At 66.1% G+C, this 20,394-nt stretch carries 20 protein-coding genes and 1 pseudogene; 18 read left to right on the top strand and 3 right to left on the bottom strand.

Translation table 11 applies throughout. From position 1 onward, the window contains the following. Window positions 1–133: 133 nt before the first annotated feature. The 7 genes and pseudogenes from edd to AC6EUL_RS00885 all read left to right on the top strand — a co-directional run bounded on the left by edd (window position 134) and on the right by AC6EUL_RS00885 (window position 7,730). The gene (gene edd, locus AC6EUL_RS00915; RefSeq protein WP_499868310.1) at window positions 134–1,957 is read left to right on the top strand and encodes a phosphogluconate dehydratase; all 1,824 of its coding nucleotides are present in this window, start codon (window positions 134–136) and stop codon (window positions 1,955–1,957) included. A gap of 32 nt (window positions 1,958–1,989) precedes the next feature. Further along, window positions 1,990–2,607, top strand: coding sequence for a bifunctional 4-hydroxy-2-oxoglutarate aldolase/2-dehydro-3-deoxy-phosphogluconate aldolase (gene eda, locus AC6EUL_RS00910; protein WP_499868308.1), 618 nt, complete (start codon window positions 1,990–1,992; stop codon window positions 2,605–2,607). A 279-nt stretch (window positions 2,608–2,886) separates the two neighbouring features. Beyond that, window positions 2,887–3,151: pseudogene (locus tag AC6EUL_RS00905) on the top strand (cation:dicarboxylate symporter family transporter); the annotation flags it as partial. Window positions 3,152–3,500: 349 nt separating this feature from the next. Continuing rightward, on the top strand, window positions 3,501–3,893 hold the full coding sequence (locus tag AC6EUL_RS00900) for a transporter substrate-binding domain-containing protein (RefSeq protein WP_499868610.1): 393 nt from the start codon (window positions 3,501–3,503) through the stop codon (window positions 3,891–3,893). A gap of 32 nt (window positions 3,894–3,925) precedes the next feature. Beyond that, window positions 3,926–4,093: a hypothetical protein gene (locus AC6EUL_RS00895; protein ID WP_499868306.1), complete on the top strand. Its 168-nt coding sequence runs from the start codon at window positions 3,926–3,928 to the stop codon at window positions 4,091–4,093. A gap of 721 nt (window positions 4,094–4,814) precedes the next feature. Next, window positions 4,815–6,491 (top strand): porin, encoded by a 1,677-nt coding sequence (locus AC6EUL_RS00890; protein ID WP_056218894.1) that lies wholly within the window; start codon window positions 4,815–4,817, stop codon window positions 6,489–6,491. 309 nt (window positions 6,492–6,800) lie between these two features. Further along, complete coding sequence (locus AC6EUL_RS00885) at window positions 6,801–7,730, top strand: amino acid ABC transporter substrate-binding protein (protein WP_499868608.1); 930 nt, start codon at window positions 6,801–6,803, stop codon at window positions 7,728–7,730. A 39-nt stretch (window positions 7,731–7,769) separates the two neighbouring features. Here the strand turns inward: AC6EUL_RS00885 and AC6EUL_RS00880 are convergent, their stop codons facing one another. Then, a complete protein-coding gene (locus AC6EUL_RS00880) occupies window positions 7,770–9,959 on the bottom strand; it encodes an ATP-binding protein (protein WP_499868304.1) in 2,190 nt (729 codons plus the stop codon). Between the two features lie 193 nt (window positions 9,960–10,152). After that, window positions 10,153–10,536 (bottom strand): TerC family protein, encoded by a 384-nt coding sequence (locus AC6EUL_RS00875; RefSeq protein WP_499868302.1) that lies wholly within the window; start codon window positions 10,534–10,536, stop codon window positions 10,153–10,155. Window positions 10,537–11,124: 588 nt separating this feature from the next. Between AC6EUL_RS00875 and petA the strand changes: the two genes are divergently transcribed. The 11 genes from petA (at window position 11,125) to coaA (ending at window position 19,833) form a co-directional block, all read left to right on the top strand. After that, the gene (petA, locus tag AC6EUL_RS00870; RefSeq protein WP_056218904.1) at window positions 11,125–11,700 is read left to right on the top strand and encodes a ubiquinol-cytochrome c reductase iron-sulfur subunit; all 576 of its coding nucleotides are present in this window, start codon (window positions 11,125–11,127) and stop codon (window positions 11,698–11,700) included. Window positions 11,701–11,733: 33 nt separating this feature from the next. Next, window positions 11,734–13,020, top strand: a complete 1,287-nt coding sequence (locus AC6EUL_RS00865) for a cytochrome b (RefSeq protein ID WP_056218907.1) — start codon at window positions 11,734–11,736, stop codon at window positions 13,018–13,020. A gap of 22 nt (window positions 13,021–13,042) precedes the next feature. Next, complete coding sequence (locus AC6EUL_RS00860; protein ID WP_499868299.1) at window positions 13,043–13,933, top strand: cytochrome c1; 891 nt, start codon at window positions 13,043–13,045, stop codon at window positions 13,931–13,933. A 100-nt stretch (window positions 13,934–14,033) separates the two neighbouring features. Further along, entirely contained in the window at window positions 14,034–14,909 is an 876-nt protein-coding gene (locus AC6EUL_RS00855) for an S-methyl-5'-thioadenosine phosphorylase (RefSeq protein ID WP_056273332.1), read from the top strand. A 97-nt stretch (window positions 14,910–15,006) separates the two neighbouring features. Then, on the top strand, window positions 15,007–15,609 hold the full coding sequence (gene hisB / locus AC6EUL_RS00850) for an imidazoleglycerol-phosphate dehydratase HisB (protein WP_056218915.1): 603 nt from the start codon (window positions 15,007–15,009) through the stop codon (window positions 15,607–15,609). A gap of 37 nt (window positions 15,610–15,646) precedes the next feature. Further along, window positions 15,647–16,132, top strand: coding sequence for a DUF2628 domain-containing protein (locus tag AC6EUL_RS00845; RefSeq protein ID WP_499868296.1), 486 nt, complete (start codon window positions 15,647–15,649; stop codon window positions 16,130–16,132). Next, window positions 16,129–16,791 (top strand): imidazole glycerol phosphate synthase subunit HisH, encoded by a 663-nt coding sequence (gene hisH / locus AC6EUL_RS00840; protein ID WP_056273328.1) that lies wholly within the window; start codon window positions 16,129–16,131, stop codon window positions 16,789–16,791. Before AC6EUL_RS00845 ends, hisH begins: the two co-directional genes overlap by 4 nt. A 48-nt stretch (window positions 16,792–16,839) precedes the next feature. Beyond that, window positions 16,840–17,598, top strand: a complete 759-nt coding sequence (gene hisA / locus AC6EUL_RS00835) for a 1-(5-phosphoribosyl)-5-[(5-phosphoribosylamino)methylideneamino]imidazole-4-carboxamide isomerase (RefSeq protein ID WP_499868294.1) — start codon at window positions 16,840–16,842, stop codon at window positions 17,596–17,598. A gap of 17 nt (window positions 17,599–17,615) precedes the next feature. Beyond that, window positions 17,616–18,392, top strand: a complete 777-nt coding sequence (hisF, locus tag AC6EUL_RS00830) for an imidazole glycerol phosphate synthase subunit HisF (RefSeq protein ID WP_056273323.1) — start codon at window positions 17,616–17,618, stop codon at window positions 18,390–18,392. A 92-nt stretch (window positions 18,393–18,484) separates the two neighbouring features. Further along, complete coding sequence (locus AC6EUL_RS00825; RefSeq protein ID WP_056218930.1) at window positions 18,485–18,808, top strand: phosphoribosyl-ATP diphosphatase; 324 nt, start codon at window positions 18,485–18,487, stop codon at window positions 18,806–18,808. A gap of 20 nt (window positions 18,809–18,828) precedes the next feature. Next, entirely contained in the window at window positions 18,829–19,833 is a 1,005-nt protein-coding gene (coaA, locus tag AC6EUL_RS00820) for a type I pantothenate kinase (RefSeq protein ID WP_056219487.1), read from the top strand. Between the two features lie 20 nt (window positions 19,834–19,853). On the opposite strand, the gene thpR is transcribed toward coaA, so the two are convergent. Then, a complete protein-coding gene (thpR, locus tag AC6EUL_RS00815) occupies window positions 19,854–20,393 on the bottom strand; it encodes an RNA 2',3'-cyclic phosphodiesterase (protein WP_056273320.1) in 540 nt (179 codons plus the stop codon). Between the last annotated feature and the right edge of the window lies 1 nt (window position 20,394).

The raw sequence follows: 20,394 nt of genomic DNA, 5'->3' as shown, positions 1-20,394 counted from the left end.
GTGGGTCCGATTGCGATCAGGCCCCGCTTTCGCGCCCCTGTCGTGCTGGCGCGAGAGGTTGATGCAGGCGCGGGCCGCCGCCCCCGGCGCAAGCGGGCGTCGGGCATCGCCCGAATTCGAGGAGGAATTGGCCATGAGCGCGCTTCACCCGGAAATCGCGGCCGTTACGGCGCGCGTGATCGAACGCTCCGGACCGACCCGCAAGGCCTATCTCGACCTGATCGCCCGCGAGCGCGACTCGGGCGTTCAGCGCCCGATGCTGAATTGCGGCAACTTGGCCCACGGCTTCGCGGCCTCCGGCGAGGACAAGGCCGTCATCAAGTCCGGCCGGGCGATGAACATCGCCATCGTCACCGCCTACAACGACATGCTCTCGGCGCATCAGCCCTACGGCCGCTATCCCGAACAGATGAAGCTGTTCGCCCGTGAGGTCGGCGCGACCGCGCAGGTCGCCGGCGGCGTACCGGCGATGTGCGACGGGGTCACCCAGGGCCAGCGCGGCATGGAGCTGTCTCTGTTCTCGCGCGACACGATCGCGCTCTCCACCGCGGTAGCCCTGAGCCACGGGATGTTCGACGGCGCGGCCCTGCTCGGCATCTGCGACAAGATCGTGCCCGGCCTCCTCATCGGGGCGCTTCGGTTCGGCCACCTGCCGATGATCCTGATTCCGGCCGGCCCGATGCCCTCGGGGCTAGCCAATAAGGAGAAGCAGCGCATCCGCCAGCTCTACGCCGAGGGCAAGGTCGGCCGCGACGAACTACTCGAGAGCGAGTCGGCATCCTATCACGGCGCGGGCACCTGCACTTTCTACGGTACCGCCAACTCGAACCAGATGATGATGGACGTGATGGGCCTGCACATGCCCGGCGGCTCCTTCATCAATCCCGGCACGAAGCTGCGCCAAGCTGTGACGCGGGCTGCGGTGCACCGCCTCTCCGAGATCGGCGCCTCGGGCAACGACTATCGGCCGCTCGGGCGCTGTATCGACGAGAAGGCCATCGTGAACGCGGTCGTCGGTCTGCTCGCCACGGGCGGCTCGACCAATCACGCCATCCACCTGCCGGCCATCGCACGGGCAGCCGGCATCATCCTGGACTGGGCGGATTTCGATCGCCTCTCGGCTGTGGTTCCGCAGGTGGCCAAGGTCTACCCGAACGGCTCAGGCGACGTGAACCACTTCCACGCGGCCGGCGGCATGTCCTACGTCATCGCCAGCCTGATCGATGCCGGCCTCCTGCACGACGACATCCTCACCGTAGCCGGCACGCGCCTGCGCGATCATGCCCGCGATCCGAAGCTGATCAACGACGACCTCGTCTTCGAGGAGGCTCCGGAGCGCTCGCACGACGAGAGCATCCTTCGCAGTCCGGCCAACGCCTTCCAGCCCGACGGCGGCATGCGCCTGGTGAAGGGCAATCTCGGCCGGGCCACCTTCAAGACCAGCGCAGTCGACCCCGCGCGCTGGACGGTCCAGGCGCCGGCCCGCGTCTTTGACGACCAGGACGACGTCATGGCGGCCTTCAAGGCCGGCGAGCTCGACCGGGACGTCGTGGTGGTGGTGCGCTTCCAGGGCCCCCGGGCCAACGGCATGCCCGAACTCCACAAGCTGACGCCGCAGCTCGGCGTGCTGCAGGATCGCGGCTTTCGCGTCGCCCTCGTCACCGACGGGCGGATGTCGGGCGCGTCCGGTAAGGTGCCTGCGGCCATCCATCTCAGCCCCGAAGCCCTCGGCGGGGGTCCCCTGGCCAAGATCCGCGACGGCGACGTCGTGCGCCTGAGCGCGGAGGAGGGCTCCCTGGAGGCCCTTGTCGACCCGGTCGAGTGGAAGGCTCGAGAAGAGGCAGCCGCGCCGCCGCCGGCCTTGGGCACGGGCCGCGAGCTCTTTGCCTTCATGCGCCACGGTGCCGACGGGGCCGAGCAGGGCGCCTCTGCCATGCTCGCAGCCGCCGGCCTCTGAAGCCTCCGCATTCCCCGCCAAGGACGCTCCCCATGACCATCATCGATGCCCTGATGCGCTCCGTTCCCGTCATCCCGGTGCTGGTGGTGGAGGAAGTCGCCCAGGCGGAACCGATCGCCCGTGCCTTGGTGGCGGGGGGCTTGACCGCCCTGGAGGTCACCCTGCGTACGCCAGCGGCCCTCGACGTGATCCGCGCCATGTCGCGGGTGGAAGGCGCCGTGGTGGGAGCTGGAACGGTCCTGAACCCGCGCGACCTCGACGCGGCGATGGAGGCGGGTGCGCAGTTCATCGTGAGCCCCGGCCTGACCGATCCGTTGACCCGCGCCGCCCTCGCGCGTGGGGTGCCCTACCTGCCGGGTGTCGCCAATGCGGCGGACATCATGCGAGGGCTCGACCATGGCCTCGACCGGTTCAAGTTCTTCCCGGCCGAAGCCGCTGGCGGCATCAAGGCACTGAAGGCGCTCGCCGGTCCCTTCGGGCAGGTCCGGTTCTGCCCGACCGGGGGCATCTCCGAAGCAACCGCAACGGACTGGCTCGCCCTGAAACCGGTGCTCTGCGTCGGTGGAAGCTGGGTCGTCCCGCCGGGCGCGCCGGAGCCGGATCTCATCCGGCGCTCGGCCGAGGCGGCCCGGCGCCTGCGAGCCGCCTGACGATTTCTCGGCCGATTGACGCGTTTAGCTGTAGCCGGAAAAAGGCTAGTCTTCTGCGACGAGGTCCTGAAATGCATGGTCCGGCCAGGAGTTTCATCCTCTGGCCGACGGCGCGACCTCAAGCCTCGCACGCCCTGTGCTCAACTGTGTCGGGTGAACCAGACGCTTAGCTCCCGGTGTGGAGCGCCATCAGGCGCGGCGGTTGGGGGGGAAGCGATGCAGTCCAGGCTCACCACCTCCATCCTCAACGAAATGTTGCTCGAGATCGCTGTTGGGTAGCTGTGCAACGTCACGTGGCCTGACCTGCAGACCTCGAAGGAGATCTCCGGATACAGCGCCCTGATCAGTGATGTCTTCCTGCGCTTGATCAAGATGATCATTGCGCCGCTCGTCCTCTCGAGGCTCGTCGCGGGCATCGCACATTGGGGGCGACACAGCTTCGGTGGGTCGCGTCGGGGGCAAGGCGATGCTCTGGTTCGTGGGGGCCTCGCTCTTCTCGCTGCTTCTCGGTTTGGTGATGGTCCTCATTCTCCGGCCCGGCGAGGGCCGCTCGGCCACCAACGTGCTGCGCAACAGCGTCGCGACCGTGGCGGTGGCCAAGTAAGAAGGGCAACTATCGTTTACCGACCAGCGGCTGGATCATTAAGTCAGTCCACTGCCGGAACCGGTCGCGTAGCAAGCGGTCGCAAGCGTCGCGGGGCGACGTCCGATGCACCGGTACGGCTTCGTGGCGAGGACTCACATGTCAGCACGTCGCACCGTTTGTGGGAGCCCTGGCCAGCGTCGGCTTGCTGGCCAGCGACAGTCCATCCTGGGCGATCGACGTTCTCTCCGGCTCCTGAAGACGATCGGCGAGACCGCCACCGTCCGCCTTCGCTAATCGAGAGAACGCCCTGACGTTCTCCTTCAGGGACCCGCTCGGCCAACCCGTCGGCTACGCCCCCGACCTCTGCCTGGCGGTCGTCGACGACATCGGGACGGAACTCGGGCGTAGGGACTTGAAGGTACTGTATGAGCCGGTGACGTCGGAGACGCGGATCGCGGCGGTGAAGTCCGGGCGGATCGACCTCGAGTGCGGCTCGACCACGGACAATGCCGAGCGGCGGAAGATGGCGGCCTTCTCGCCCATCACCTATGTCAGCGCGATCAAGCTTCTGGTGGAGCGCGGTGCTCCGGTCGGTTCATTCCGCGATCTGGCCGACCGGACGGTGGCGGTCACCGCCGGTACCACCTACGGGGTGTGGTGTGCGCGCTCTTCGCTCGTCTCGGCATCCCTGTCACCCTAAGGACTGGGCACGACCATGCCGAACCCTTCGCGATGGTCCGGGACAGGCATGCGGATGCCCTCGGTCCCGACGATGTCCAGCTCTACGGCCTGATCGCCGCCGCGGGGCCGGGCGGCTCCGCCGACACGGTCGGGCCCGACAAGTTCTCGTTCGAGCCCTATGGGCTGATGTTCCGCAACTCGCCGGCTTCGTCACCGTAACCTTGCAGCGTCTTGCCGAATCCCGCGAGCTGCGCTGGATCTAAAAGCGCTGGTTCCTCGAGCGCCTGCCGACCGGCATCCGTCTCAATGTGCCGATGTCCGATGAGCTACGCACCAACTTTGAGGTGATCGGCTTGCAGGATTGATCGCTTGGTCGATCCCGGACGGACGCCACGGGCTTCTGTCGCCGCGCGACCCGATTCGGCGCCAGTTGTCGGGACGCGTCCGCCGCGAGGCGCAGCGGCAGATCCGTCCCAGGCGGCGATCCACAGCATGCCGGAGGGTATGCCCTGCAGATTGGCCGGCTGGGTACGCTTCCGAGAAATAGTCCTGAACGCTAAGGTATCGAAATGTGTCAAAGATCACAGATTATTTCGTATTTTCGAGGACTTGCCGGTGTCCGCGTCCTTAGGAGCGAACTGTAGAACGGTGGCCGGAGCGCTGAAAACCTGCCCACAGAACAGTTACTTAGTCGCCTGCGTAACGTTGCAGCGCCGCAACAGCGCCTTGGAACCGCTTCGCCGATCACGATTCCGAGTTGCCGCGAGGAACCACCTCGCACAGAGTGATCCTGCGCTGGGGGCAACGCCAGAGCAGCAAGTCAATTTCCAGCGGTGAACGCTCGGTCATTCAAGAACAAAGGGCCACGCGACACCGGGATCCATAGAGGTCTCGGGCGCAGTAAGCCTTCCCTCGGGTCTCGAAGCTTTTGGAGATATCAATGAAGCTCTTGAAGAGCTCGCTTCTCGCCTCCGCGGCAGGTTTTGCTGCGGTCGCAGGAGCACAGGCAGCCGACCTTCCGGTCAAGAAAGCTGTTCCGATCGAGTACGTCCGTGTCTGCTCCGCCTACGGCGCCGGCTTCTTCTACATCCCGGGCACCGATACTTGCATCCGTCTCTCGGGCCGCGCTCGCCTTGACGTCGGCTACCAGCCGACCGACAGCCGCTCAGGCACGAACGGTGACACCACCGGCTATATCGGCCTCGCCCGCATCAACGTCGATGCCCGCACCCAGACCGCCTACGGCACCCTGCGCGCCTTCGTGCGTCTCCAGTTCGCCTCGCGCACCGGCGCTACCGGCGGCCTCCGCTCCGGCACCCAGGAGCGTATCGGCAACGCGTTCGGTGCGACCGGCCAGGATCAGGCCGGCCGTGTCCAGCAGTTCGTGAACACCGACAAAGCCTTCATCCAGTTCGCCGGTCTCACCGCCGGTCGCGCTTCCTCGTTCTTCGACTTCTACGCTCACGATTTCGAGTTCGCCGGCGCGACCGCCAACTCGGATCTGCAGTCCACCAACCTGCTCGCCTATACGAGCAAGCTCGGCGACAGCGGCCTCTCGGCGACGATCTCGCTGGAAGATCCGTCCTTCCGTCGCAACACGATCTATTCGCAGCAGTTCGGTGCGAATGCCAACTTTGCTCCGGCCGGCTCACAGTCTCAGAATGTTGCCTTCTCGGGTGCGACTTCGCCGGTGCTCATTGGCATCAACAACGTGACCGGCGTCGGCACTTACGGCAACGTGGACGTAGCCCAGCGTAACCGCATGCCTGACTTCGTCGGTGTGCTTCGTTACGATGCGGCCTGGGGCTCCATGCAGCTCTCTGCTGCCGTCAAGGAGCTGAACACCGGCAACGCCATCGCCGGCAATGCAACCAACTTCAACGGCGGCATCCTGACCGCGCCCTTCATCCCGGGCGTGACCGGCGCTGCGATCGTGAACCAGCGTCCGCCCAGCGAGTACGGCTGGGCCGTGCAGGCCGGTGCCAAGATCAACCTGCCCTTCATCGCCCCGGGCGACACATTGTACCTGCAGGGTGCCTATGGCGAGGGTGCGACCCTCTACACTGGCTACTCCTCGTACAACGGCAGCTACGCCTCGCGCGCCAGCACCATTAACGGCGCTGCGTTCGACCCCTACATGTCAGATGCGACGCTCAACCCGTTCACGGGCAAGATCGAGCTGTCCACCAGCTTCACGGTGGTCGGTTCGCTGCTGCACTACTGGTCGCCTGAGTGGCGTTCGGCCGTGTTCGCCAGCTACGGCGAGCTCAACTTTGCCAACGGTGCCCGCGCCGCCAACGCCGCCGTGTTCCAGACGCTTGGCTCGACTGGCCAGTTCACCGGTATTCCGGGTCAGGCGTCCTTCGCCGTCAGCCCCGTCCTGCGTGACAACTACCAGATTGTTGCTGGTGGAAGCATCATCTGGTCACCTGTTAAGGACCTCGATATCGGTCTGGAAGGCTTCTACACCAAGGTTGGTGTTCAGGACGGTCGCGTCGTTGACCAGACCCGGTCCACCGGTAACGTCACCGCTGCTTCCATCGCCAGCGGAGCAGTGCGCACTGTGACTGCATCGGACACCTTCCAGATCCGCGGCCGCGTCCAGCGCGACTTCTAAGGCGGCAGAGCGGCTCAATCCGGGCTCCTTGCGAGCCCGGATTTTCACAGATCCGAATCTTCGAGACATGCGAACTGGCCCGGCTGAAAAGTCGGGCCTTTTTGCGTACCAAGTGTTGATCTGCATGGGCGAGACCTGACGAAATCTACGCAGCGGGATCATTCGGCACGGGCTTTGCCAGGGACGGGGGCGTTGCCAGCTTGCACAGCGCGAAAACAACGATTGCGGCGGCTCGTGCCGCTGCTACGTTGCCCAGGTCAGTCCTGTCGATCGCCGAACCGTGATCGACCTCCCGGAGTCAGCCCGCAGATGCGTTCGTGTCACCAGAGATCCACCCTATCCGCCGTTGCCGTCAGCTTCGCGCTGTCGGTACTCGCGGTAGGGAGCGCCCAGGCGCAAGAGCTCACCGGAACCCTGAAGAAGATCAAGGAAACCAATACGATCACCATTGGCTACCGGGACGCGTCGGTTCCGTTCTCCTACCTCGACGGCGACCAGAAGCCGGTCGGCTACGCCCTTGAGATCTGTCAGAAGATCGCCGAGGCCGTGAAGACGAATTTGAAGCTTCCGAACCTTGAGGTGAAGCTGAATCCGGTCACCTCGGCCACCCGTATCCCGCTGATCGCCAACGGCACCATCGACCTCGAGTGCGGTTCGACGACGAACAACGCCGACCGTCAGAAGCAGGCTTCCTTCACCAACACCCACTTCCTGACGGCCACTCGCTTCGTCGCCAAGAAGTCGGCCAAGCTCGACAAGATCGACGATCTGAAGGGCAAGACCGTGGTCTCGACTTCGGGCACCACCAACATCCGCCAGATCAACGAGGCGAACACCGCGCGCAATCTCGGCCTGACCATCCTGCCGGCCAAGGATCATGCAGAAGCCTTCCTGATGGTCGAGACTGGCCGCGCGGTCGCCTTCGTCATGGATGACGTACTGCTGGCCTCGCTGGCCGCCAGCTCGAAGGACCCGGGTGCCTACGCGATCTCCAGCGAGGCGCTGTCGAAACCCGAGCCCTACGGCATCATGCTGCGCAAGGATGACGCGCCCTTCAAGGCCGTCGCCGACGAAGCCACCGCCAAGCTCTACAAAAGCTCCGAGGGCAAGGCGCTGTACGACAAGTGGTTCACGAAGCCGATTCCGCCGCGCGGCATCAACCTGAACCTGCCGATGAGCGAGGCCATGGCGAAAGCCTTCGTCTCGCCGAGCGATAGTGCCGACCCGGCCGCGTACTGAGCCGACACACCATCGTCGCGCGTTCGAACGCCTCGCCCCTCACGGGGTGGGGCGTTCCTCTGTGAGGGCGAGCATGTCCTCGCGGTCGGCTGGTTCAACCCGCGCCGCCAGGCGTTCGAGGGTCGCAAACAGCATCGGCCACTCGATCGGCTTCGCGACATGTGCGTCCATACCGGCGGCGCGGCACCGCTCCATCTCCTCGGGCATGGCATTGGCGGTCAGTGCGATGATCGGGGTGGGAGAATGCCCTTCCTGCCGCTCCCGGGCGCGGATCACGCGGGTCGCTGCGAGACCGTCCAGTCCCGGCATCTGCACGTCCATCAGGATCAGGTCCGGACGTTCGTGGCCGAAGGCCGCCGTCGCCGCCTGCTCTCCGTCATCCACCACCGTGACGGTGTGACCCTTGTGGCGCAGCACCGTCCCGATGATCTCCTGGTTGATCGAATTGTCTTCCGCCAACAGGATGCGCCAGCGCTGCGGCGATGGTCGGCTGAGAGTGGCGAGCCGCGAGTGCTCGACATCGTTCTCCGCCTCGGCGAGCCGCAGCGGCACCTCGAACCAGAACGTAGAGCCCTCGCCGACCCGGCTCAGCGCACCGATGTCGCCGCCCATCAGGTGCACCAGGCGTTTGCAGATGGTGAGGCCGAGACCGGTTCCACCATAGCGTCGCGAGATCGATCCGTCCGCCTGCGCGAAACGCTCGAACAGGTGGGGCAGGACATCTTCCGGGATGCCGATCCCGGTATCCATGAGTTCGATCCGCAGGGCCGGTCGCCGCCTCGGACCGCCGTTCGATGCCGCTTTCCAGGCCACGCGCATGGTGACGGAGCCCTGGGGCGTGAACTTGATGGCGTTGGCGGTGAGATTGAGGATGACCTGGCGCAATCGGGTCGGATCGCCCAGGACCCAGTCCGGGACGTCAGGTCCGATCTGCGTGGCGACGCGGATCTCGCGGCCCTGTGCGATCTCGACGCTGAGCTCCCGACAGCCCTCGATCAGCCCGGCCAGGCTGAAGGGGAGTGACTCGATCACGAGGCGACCGGCCTCGATCTTCGAGACATCGAGGATGTCGTTCACGATGGTGAGGAGCGAGCGCCCCGCTTCCTGCGCGAGACCGACGAGGCGTGCCTGGTTTCGGTTGAGGCTGGCATCGCCCTGGAGAAGGTCGTGCACGCCGAGGATGCCCGCCAACGGTGTGCGCAGCTCGTGGCTCATGGTGGCCAGGAATTCAGCTTTCGCACGCACGGCGGCCTCGGCTGCGATGCGGGCGCTGTGCAGGTCGGCCTCTTGTCTCTGTCGCTGCGTGACGTCGCGGATCGCCTGGATGACCTGGATCTCGCCTTGCTCCTCGATTCGCCGAAAGGCGGCCTCGACCCAGAGGTCATGCCCGGAACGGTGCCGCATCCGGTAGATCACCGATCCGGTCGGCTGCCCGAGCCCAAGAGCATGCAGAATCGCCGAGAGGTTTGCGATGTCCTCCCGATGGACGAGCGTCCGAAGACCCATGCGGTTGGCCTCGTCCACGGTGTAGCCGAGCATGCTCGTCACCGCGGGCGAGATGTAGAGATGTCGGCCGCTGACATCGTCGAGGACGATGAGGTCCGAGGTGTAGTCGGCCAACAGGCGATAGCGCGCCTCGCTTTCCCGCACGCGCTCATCCGCGGGCCGCCACTCCATCAGATCCGCTCGAACCGAGGCCGGGGGCGCCTCAGCCGGGCGGCGATCCGATCCGATCCGCGTCGAAGCCGATTCGGTGGAGGGGCGGTCGGGATCGGATTCGATGGGTCCCTGTTCTCGAAGAGGCGAAGATCCGGCCTCGCCGGTGAGACGATCGGGCCCCGGCGGCCCGGAGTCCACCAGCCTCGAGGGTCCGAGGTCGTGTACGCTGACCATGACCCGTCGGTCTGCCTGCGCACCCGTCGCCCGAAGCGGGACGAAGGTCGCTTCGTACGCGTTCTGACCTTCGACACCCGCGGCCTCGCTCCGAATGCGAAGACTCGCACCGGTCGCGGCCGCCCGCTCGACGCCGGCGCGCAACAGCGCCGCCTGACTTGCAGGCAGCAGATCGGCAAATGCGCGACCCATGGCGTCGGCGCTGTCGTGATGGTTTCGCGCCGCTGCGTTCCAGTCCTCGAGCCGAACTTCGTCGCCGGGTCGGAGCGCGACGATGAATTGCGGATCCGGAAAGGCCTCGAACGCGTCGCGCAGGACCTCGGCGTCGAGAAGCACCCGCTTTGGCGCATCACGCCTTCTGCGCTGGAGCATCCGTCCGATGACCTGAAGCCCTTGGAGTGCTCCCTTCACGTCGCACCTCCGAACTGCGCCGTCCGATGTCGCGAGTAGAACCAGCCTATACCTTCCGCCAGGCGGGCGCCTGCGGCTCCCGCCATGGTCGTCGGCTGAGCGTATTTTGAGATCGTGCTCACCGCGAGGGGATCGGTGGCGATCGCCCTGCCGTCAATCGAGACCCGCGGGGCGGCTCCCGAGACGACGAGGAGAAACGAGAGCGCGCGGCGGAAGAGGAACAGGATGGTAGGCCCTTTCGTACCGCCGCGTCCGCGACGACGTTTTCGAGGATCATCACCACGTCAGTGCCTGCGACGGTCCGGAACGCGCGCCAGCGGGTCACGCTTTCCGTAGCATTCGGATGCGCCTCGTCCTCACCGCCCGCGAGGTTCGCCGCGATGATCGGAGGAGTTCCGCCGACAATCCGCAGACGTGGCGTCGTCCGCCAGGAAAAGACCACCGGGGCGGCGACGATGCGCAGCAGCACGGCCGGCGGGGACTGCAGATCAGGGGTATCCATCGAATCTTTCGGCGCTTCTGCCCGGACCGAGCGCGCCGACAGAGCTGTCGAGTCAGTCCGGCCTAGGTACTCCATCCGGCCGATCGCGCCCAGGCGGGGTAAGGTGAAGGATCGGCGTAAGGCATGCAACCGGAGCGCGTAAAGTCAGCGCCGCTTTCGGATCCAGAGCTTGTGCCGGTTGCAATGCGAGCTCTTCGAGCCGGCACGCCGCTGGACAGCGTTCGCCCGCGGAACCGGCGTTCGGAGATATTCTTCCAAATTCCACCCAGTGGAATGCCGCTGTCGATACCCCCGGCATGTGCATAGCCGCCGGCGGGATTCGAGCTGGTCCGCGCGTGTGCGCATGTCTTCTGTGGTCTTCCTGCGCCACCCCCGCGACGGGGTCGCTCCACGAATAGAAACCGCGCGTTCTGAAAGGCTTCGCGCCTTGACTTCGGGTGACGCGGGGTCGCATTGCACAATCATGTTGGATGGTGCTTCCGTCCCGCCGGGATGACATTCCTTTTAAAGCCTCTAAGGTCCCGGCCGGCCCTGGACGCAGGGTTGGGATCAGGGTCGCCCGGCGCAATCATGCTTGGAGTTTGACACTTGGCGAACACGGCAGCCGATCCCGACAGCTCCCACGGCGCGCCGGACGGCACGCGTCGCGATTTCATGTTCCTCGCGACGGGCGCGGGACTGGCCGTCGGGGCCGGTGCCTTGGCCTGGCCCTTCGTCGCCTCAATGGCGCCCGATGCCGAGACCATCGCGGCCGGCGCACCCCTCGAAGTCGACCTGACGCCAATTCAGGAAGGCCAGATCGTCAACGTGTTCTGGCGCGGCAAGCTCATCTTCGTGCGCAGTCGCTCCGAGAAAGAGATCAAGGAAGCTTCCGAGGTGAAGCTCACCGATCTGATCGATCCGCAGCCCGATTCGGCTCGCGTGAAGCAAGGCCACGCCAAGTGGCTCGTCGTCTACGGCAACTGCACGCATCTCGGCTGCGTGCCGATCGGCCATCAAGGACAGTACGAGGGCTGGTCCTGCCCCTGTCACGGCTCCCTCTACGACACGTCGGGCCGGGTACGCCGGGGTCCCGCCCCGACGAACCTGCCGATCCCCCCCTACGTCTTCGAGTCGGACTCCAAGATCCGGATCGGCGAGGAGGGCGGCAAGGCCGTCGCCTGACACCCTGAAACAGGATTTGGAGCGGGTCGCCCCATGAGCGGACACGGCAATACCTACGTTCCCAAGAGCGCCTTGGCGAAGTGGTTCGAATCGCGCCTCCCCCTGATCGGGCTGGTGCATTCGTCCTTCGTCTCTTTTCCGGTGCCGCGGAACCTGAACTACTTCTGGACCTTCGGCGCGATCCTGATCGCCATGCTGGTGTCGCAGATCGTCACCGGCGTTTGGCTGGCGATGCACTACGACCCGTCGGCCGCTAACGCGTTCAACTCCGTCGAGCACATCATGCGCGACGTGAACTACGGCTGGCTGCTGCGCTACATGCACGCCAACGGCGCATCGATGTTCTTCGTGGCGGTCTACGTCCACATCTTCCGGGCGCTGTATTACGGGTCGTACAAGGCGCCGCGCGAGGTGCTCTACATCCTGGGCGTAATCATCTACCTCCTGATGATGGCGACCGCCTTTCTCGGCTACACCCTGCCGTGGGGCCAGATGAGCTTCTGGGGTGCCACCGTCATCACGAACATCCTGGCCGCGATCCCCGTGGTGGGTGACACCATCCAGAGCCTGCTCTGGGGCGGCTACTCCGTCGGCAATCCGACCCTGAATCGGTTCTTCTCGCTGCATTACCTCCTGCCGTTCATGATCACCGGCGTGGTGATCCTGCACGTCTGGGCGCTGCATGTGACGGGGCAGAACAATCCGGCCGGAATTCCGATCAAGTCGGGCAAGGACGCGGTGGCCTTCACGCCCTACGCGACGATCAAGGATGTCTTCGCCTCGGTCGTGTTCTTCGCCTTCTTCGCCTACTGGATCTTCTACCAGCCGAACTATCTCGGTCACGCCGACAACTACGTGCCGGCCAACCCGGCGGTGACGCCCGCCCACATCGTTCCGGAATGGTACTTCCTGCCGTTCTACGCGATCCTGCGCGCCGTGCCGGACAAGCTCGGCGGCGTCATTCTGATGTTCAGCGCCGTGCTCATCCTGGCCCTGGCCCCTTGGCTCGATACGTCCCGGGTTCGCTCGTGCAATTACCGCCCGATCTACCGGCAGTTCTTCTGGCTGTTCGTGGTGGTCTGCGTGGTGCTCGGTTGGCTCGGCGCCAAGCCGCCCGAGGGTGGCTACGTCATCGCCGCCCGGATCTGCACGGCCTACTACTTCCTGCACTTCCTGCTCGTGATGCCGCTGGTCGGCCTGTTCGAGACGCCGAAGGCTCTTCCGGGCTCGATCCTCGAGACGGTGACGGGTCCCGGAAAGCAGGTGGGCGGGTCCGGCATGCCGGTCGGCGCCGCAGCCGCACCGTCCTCCAAGGGTTGAAGGCAGGGGACTTTTGAGAACCATGAAAACGACCCGCGTCCTCGCCGCAACCCTGCTCGCGGCTGTCATGAGCATCACCGTCGCGTCGGCGGATGAGGGAACTCCCCATCCGCCCCGTGAGAAGTGGAGCTTCGCTGGCACCTTCGGCCGCTTCGACCAAGCTCAGCTTCAGCGCGGCTTTCAGGTCTACAAGGAAGTCTGCTCGAGCTGTCACAGCATGAGCCTGGTGCGCTTCCGCAACCTCTCGGAGGAGGGAGGGCCTGGCTTCACCACCGGGCAGGTCAAGGAACTCGCCGCCCAGTACAAGGTGAAGGAGCAGAACGATGCCGGCGAGGACGTCGACCGTCCCGCCCGCGCTGCCGACGCCTTCCCGTCGCCCTTCCCGAACGAGAAGGCGGCGGCCGCCGCCAATGGCGGCAAGGCGCCGCCGGACTTCTCCGTGCTGGCCAAAGCCCGCACCTACGAGCGCGGCTTCCCGTGGTTCGTCCTCGACGCGATGCCGTTCATCGGCTTCTCGGAGCAGGGCGTTGACTACATTCACGCGCTCCTGAACGGCTACGAGGATCCGCCGGCCGGCAAGGAGATTCCGGCTGGCACCTACTACAACAAGTACTATGCCGGTCACCTCATCGCGATGCCGAAGCCGATCAGCGATGGGCAGGTGACCTACGCCAAGAACGACAAGGGCGAGCCGGTGGTGCCGGAGACCACGGAGCAGTATTCCCGCGACGTTGCGGCGTTCATGGCCTGGGCGGCCGAGCCCCACATGATGGCGCGCAAGGCTCTCGGCTTACGGGTGATCCTGTTCCTGCTCGTGCTCTCCGGTCTGCTCTACTACGTGAAGAAGAAGATCTGGGCGAAGGTCGGCGGCGAGGTCCACGGACTCCAGCCCGAACTGCACAAGACCTACTGATCCGGTTCGGGCAGTCCTTCTGGGCTGCCCGTCCTCCGTTGACACGACCCGCGCCGGCGTCCCAGGGAAGGGCGACCGGCGCTAACTTTTGGAGATGGGGATGACGGCAGCGGTGCTCGGCGTGATGGGCGGGTCCGGGGTCTATGACCTGCCCGGCCTGGAGGATGTCCGCGAGGAGCGGATCGAATCCCCCTGGGGCGCGCCTTCAGACGCGCTGCGCATCGGCCGCATCGGCGCGACGAAGGTGGTGTTCCTCGCCCGCCACGGCCGCGGGCACCGCTTCTCGCCATCGGGTATCAACTATCGCGCGAACATCGACGTGCTGAAGCGGGCTGGTGTCACCGACCTCGTCTCGCTCTCGGCCTGCGGCTCGTTCAAAGCCGAGCTGCATCCCGGTCTTTTCGTGCTCGTCGATCAGTTCGTTGACCGCACCCACGGCCGCGCCGGTTCGTTCTTCGGCGATGGCTGCGTCGCCCACGTCTCCCTGGCGCATCCCGTCGGACCGACACTGCAGGCGCGCATCGCTGCGGCGGCACAGGCGGAGAATATCGCGGTCCATCGCGACGGGACCTATGTCTGCATGGAGGGTCCACAATTCTCCACCTATGCCGAGTCGACCACTTACAAGGCGCTCGGCTACGACGTCATTGGCATGACCAACATGCCGGAGGCTAAGCTCGCCCGCGAAGCCGAGATCACCTATGCGACGATCGCGATGGTGACCGATTTCGACTGTTGGCACCCGACCCACGATGCCGTCGACGTCGCTGCCGTGGTGGCGGTGGCGCGAGCCAATGCCGACAAGGCCGCGCGCCTCGTCGCCCGTCTCGCCCGCGATTTCCCGGCCGAGCGCGAGCCCTGCCCCGTCGGTACGGAGCACGCCCTCGACGGCGCCATCATGACCGCTCCCGCGCAGCGCGACCCAGCCCTACTCGCCAAGCTCGACGCGGTGGCGGGCCGAGTCCTGCACCGCTGAGGAACCGGGAGCGCCGGTGAAATCGGCTCCGTCCACCCTTTCCGCGACCCAGTCTTCCCTCTAGAAGGCGGGTTCTTCCCCAAACCGGAACCGAACCGTGACCCACGAGGCCAAGCGCGCCGCCCGCATCAGCCGCAAGACAGCGGAGACCGACGTGCAGGTCGCGCTCGACCTCGACGGGACGGGGCGGGCTCAAGTCTCGACGGGGGTCGGGTTCTTCGACCACATGCTTGAGCTGTTCGCGCGTCACGCACTGTTCGACCTCGACGTGGCGGTCACGGGTGATCTCCATGTCGATCACCATCATACGGTGGAAGATGCGGGCATCGCCCTGGGACAGGCCTTCGCGCAGGCCCTCGCGGACAAGCGCGGCATCGGCCGCTATGCCGACATCCATTTGCCGATGGACGAGACCCTAACGCGGGTCTCCATCGATATCTCGGGCCGCCCGTTCCTCGTGTTCCGAACCCAGTTTCGGGTCGAAAAAATCGGACAGTTCGATACGGAACTCGTCCGCGAGTGGTTCCAGGCCTTCGCCATGAACGCTGGCATTACGTTGCATGTCGAGACGCTCTACGGTGAGAATGCTCACCATATCGCGGAGAGCTGCTTCAAGGGCTTGGCCCGCGCCTTGCGGCACGCAGTGTCGATCGATCCCCGCGAGGGCGGCCGTGTTCCCTCGACCAAGGGATCGCTCTGATCCGCCCGTTGGGTCGGCAGGGAGGATGCTAGACGTGATGCGCACCTACACATTGCACCCCGCGAAGGGGGCCCTCGTCGGCGAGGCACACGGTCTCGAGCGGGCGCACCTCGTGCCGGATGGCTTCTCCTGGCCGGCTTTCGCTTTCGGGCCGCTCTGGTTCTTCTTTCACCGGCTCTGGCTCGCCGGCCTCGGTGTTCTGGCGCTGCTGGCCGTGGTGGCGCTCGGGGGGCGGTTCCTTGGGCTGACGCCGATCGCCGGTTTTGTCATAACAGTCCTCGTTTCGCTCCTGATCGGACTGGAGGCTTCGTCCCTCCGACGGTGGACCTACGCCCGGGCGGGGCGTCCGGTGCGCGACGCCGTGACGGCCGCGAATGCTGAGGAGGCCGAAATGAAGGCTGCTGCACGCTGGCTGGACGGTGTTTCCACAGGGCGCACCGGACCGGCGCCCCATATCGGCATCTCGGTGCCGCCGAGTGACCTTGCCATCGGCATGTTCCCGTTCAGCGAGGGTCGGCGGTGAGTGCAGAGACCGTCGCGATCATCGATTACGGCTCGGGCAACCTGCATTCCGCCGCAAAGGCGTTCGAGCGGGCGGCTCGGGAGGCCGGCCTCGACGCGACGCGCATCGTTCTGACGAGCGAGGCCGAGGCGGTCGCCAAGGCCGACCGGGTGGTGCTGCCCGGCGTCGGCGCCTACGCCGATTGTCGCCGCGGTCTCGACGCCGTACCTGGCATGGTCGAGGCGATGACCCATGCGGCGCACGAGCGGGGTCGCCCGTTCCTCGGCATCTGCGTCGGCATGCAGCTCCTGGCGACGCGGGGCCTGGAATACGACACGACCGCGGGCCTCGGCTGGATTCCCGGCGATGTCGGTCCGATCCAGCCGAACGATTCCGGCCTCAAGGTACCCCACATGGGCTGGAACACCCTCGAGATCGACCGGCCACACGCTTTGCTGTCGGAGATCCCGACGGGCGAGGGCGGACTGCACGCCTACTTCGTACACAGTTACGCGCTCTCGCCTGAGCGGATGGAAGATCGCGTCGCCCACAGCGATTACGGCGGTTCGGTCACCGCGATGGTGGCGCGCGACAACGTCGCCGGCACCCAATTCCACCCGGAAAAGAGCCAACGGCTCGGCCTCGCACTGCTCGCCAACTTCCTCCGCTGGCGTCCCTGAGGCGCAGACCCCACCTGTGACCCGTCCCACCCGAAAGCGAACCGACGCGTGATCCTGTTTCCGGCCATCGATCTCAAGGAAGGGCGCTGTGTACGCCTCGTTCAGGGCGACATGGCCCAGGCCATCGTGTTCAGCGACGATCCTGCGGCCCAGGCGGCGGTCTTCGAGGAGCAGGGTTTCTCCTGGCTTCACGTCGTCGACCTCGACGGCGCCTTCGCGGGCGCGCCGATGAACGCGGATGCCGTCGATGCGATCCTGGCGCGGACCAAGCTTCCGGTGCAACTCGGCGGCGGCATCCGCGAGATGCGGACCCTGGAGGCCTGGCTCGCTAAAGGCGTCAGCCGCGTCATCATCGGCACTGCCGCCGTGCGCGATCCCGCCTTCGTGCGCGAGGCCGCCCGCCTCTATCCGGGCAAGATCGCGGTCGGCATCGACGCCAAGGACGGCCGCGTCGCGGTCGAGGGCTGGGCCACCACCTCCAGCATGACGGCGGAGGAACTCGGGCGTCGCTTCGAGGACGCGGGCGTTGCCGCCATCATCTACACCGACATCGCCCGCGACGGCATCCTGAAGGGCCTCAATATCGAGATGACCCTCGGCCTTGCTAGCGCGGTGACCATCCCGGTGATCGCTTCCGGTGGCCTTGCCTCGATCGATGACGTCCACCGCATCCTGGAACCGGACTGCGCGCTCCTCGCCGGCGCCATCACGGGCCGTGCCCTCTACGACGGGCGGATCGACCCGCGCGAGGCCCTGGCGGCCATCCGGCGCGCGACCGGTGCGCCCGATGCGGCTCCGGCGGCCTGACGCATCCGAGGTTATTCGTGCTCAAAACTCGCATCATCCCGTGCCTCGACGTCAAGGACGGCCGTGTCGTGAAAGGCGTCCAGTTCCTGGAACTGCGCGATGCCGGCGATCCCGTTGAGGCGGCCAAGGCCTACGACGCGGCTGGTGCCGACGAGCTCTGCTTCCTCGACATCACGGCGAGCCATGAGGATCGCGGGACGCTCCTCGACGTCGTCAGCCGAACGGCGGAAGCCTGCTTCATGCCGCTCACCGTCGGTGGTGGCATCCGTACGGTGGCGGATATCCGCACTCTCCTGTTGGCCGGGGCCGACAAGGTTTCCATCAACACGGCAGCCGTGAACGATCCCGATTTCGTCGCCCGCGGTGCGGAAAAGTTCGGTAGCCAGTGCATCGTCGTGGCGATCGATGCCAAGCGGACCTCCGGTCCCGGCGAAGCGCCGGAATGGCAGATCTTCACCCATGGCGGGCGCAACCCTACCGGCATCGACGCCATCGCCTTCGCCCGCACCGTCACGGCCCGCGGCGCCGGTGAATTGCTCGTGACCTCGATGGATCGCGACGGGATGCGCTCCGGGTACGATATCGGCCTGACGCGGGCCATTTCTGATGCCGTCACGGTGCCGGTCATCGCCTCGGGCGGTGTGGGCGGCCTAGACGACCTGGTGGCGGGAGTCCGCGAAGGCGGTGCCAGTGCGGTTCTGGCGGCCTCGATCTTCCATTTCGGGCAGCACACGGTATCCGAGGCCAAGGTCCACATGGCCGCGGCCGGTCTCTCCATGCGCCTCGATCTCTGAGGCGGACCTTCGCAGCCCTTGCGTCATGATCCATCGTGCCGCACGTTTGGTTGCACGGCACGATAGGCCCGGTTCGCCGGGACCAGGATTGTATGACCCAGTTCACTCTCAGCGATCTCGAAGCCCTCGTCGCGGATCGTGCGGCAGCGTCTCCCGAGACCTCCTACACCGCAAAGCTCCTAGCCGGCGGCCCGGCCAAACCGGCCAAGAAGCTCGGCGAGGAGGCGGTCGAGGCGGCGATCGCCGCCGTACAGGGTGACCGATCCGGCCTCGTCAGCGAGGCCGCGGACGTGCTGTACCATCTCCTGGTCCTGCTGCGGGCCGGTGGCGTGACTCTGAACGAGGTGCTGGCCGAGCTCGAGCGGCGCACGGTTCAGAGCGGGATCGCGGAGAAGGCCTCCCGGAGCCCCGCGTGAACGCCGAATCGCTTTTCACGATGCCGCCTGCCGTGATCGAACGCCCGACCGCCCGGGGCCAGGACCCAGTCACCGGCCAGGGCTCGGAGCGGCTGTCGCCTTACCGCTTGTTCACCCGCGAAGAATGGGCTCAGCTGCGTGCCGACACCCCCCTGACCCTGGCAGCGGAGGAGGTGGCGCGCCTGCAATCCCTCAACGATCCGATCTCGGTCGAGGAGGTGGAGGCGATCTACCTGCCGCTTTCACGGCTGCTTTCACTCTACGTGGCAGCGACGCAGGGCCTGTTCAAGGCGACCCAGCGATTCCTTCTCGCCGAGCACGAGACGAAGGTACCCTACATCATCGGCCTCGCCGGATCTGTGGCCGTGGGCAAGTCGACCTCCGCCCGCGTCCTCGCCGCCCTGCTCGCGCGCTGGCCCAACACCCCCAAGGTCGACCTCATCACCACCGACGGCTTTCTGCTGCCCAATGCCGAGCTGAAGCGGATGGGCGCGATGGAGCGCAAGGGTTTCCCCGAAAGCTACGACACAGCAGCGCTCTTGCGCTTCCTCACCGACATCAAGGCCGGCAAGAAGCGTGTCGCGGCGCCCCTCTACTCTCACCTCGTCTACGACGTGGTGCAGGGCGAGGAGCGGATCATCGAATCGCCCGACATCCTCATCGTCGAGGGCTTGAACGTCCTGCAGCCGGCGCGCCTGCCCCGCGACGGCACCGCGATCCCGTTCGTCTCGGACTTCTTCGACTTCTCGATCTACCTCGACGGCCACGAGGACGACCTGCACCGCTGGTACGTCAATCGCTTCCTGCGCCTGCGCCAGACCGCTTTCCGCGATCCGCTCTCCTATTTCCGAAAGTACGCCGAGGTAACGGAATCCGAGGCGATCGAGATCGCCGATACGCTCTGGACGACCATCAACCTGCCGAACCTGCGTGACAACATCCTGCCGACCCGGCAGCGGGCCAGCCTGATCCTCGCCAAGGGGGCCAGCCACCGCATCGAGTCGGTGGCACTGCGCCGCCTCTGACGTCTCCACGCGCCCGTTCCCTATCCGAGCGGGTAGGCTGCCTCGACCACGTAGGGACCGCCGCCCTTCGATTCCCGCGCCGAGAACAGCGTCACACGCTCCGCCGTGAAGGTGAGGGGCGTGAACAGGCCGCGCTCGCCCAGATAGGCCGCGACATCCTCCGCGCCGGCCTCGCGTCGGAGGCGTGCGAGCGTGACGTGCGGCGTGAACTTGCGCCGTTCCGGCTCGGCACCGGCCTGACGGGCGAGACGCTCCTGTTCGGCCTGAAGGTCGAGAAGCTCCGGGGTTGGCAGCACCGTGGCGAGAATCGCACGCGGCCTGTCGCCGCCGAAGCTCGCCATACCGTCGAGGGTCACGGGGAAGGGGGACCGGGGTCGCGCTTCGATCAGGCGCTCGTGCAGCGCCTCCGCGAGGTCGATCTCGACATCGCCGAGGAAGCGCAGGGTGATGTGATAGTCCGAGGGCTCGATCCAGCGGCTTCCGCGCAGAGCGCCGCGCTTCAGGGCGAGCGCCTGCGCGAGGTCGGGGGGAACTTCGAGGCCGGTGAATAGGCGGGGCACG

The sequence above is a fragment of the Methylobacterium sp. 001424705 genome, assembly GCF_059816145.1.
Note: the sequence above shows the minus strand (reverse complement) of the source record. Positions and strands in the feature narration are given on the sequence as shown.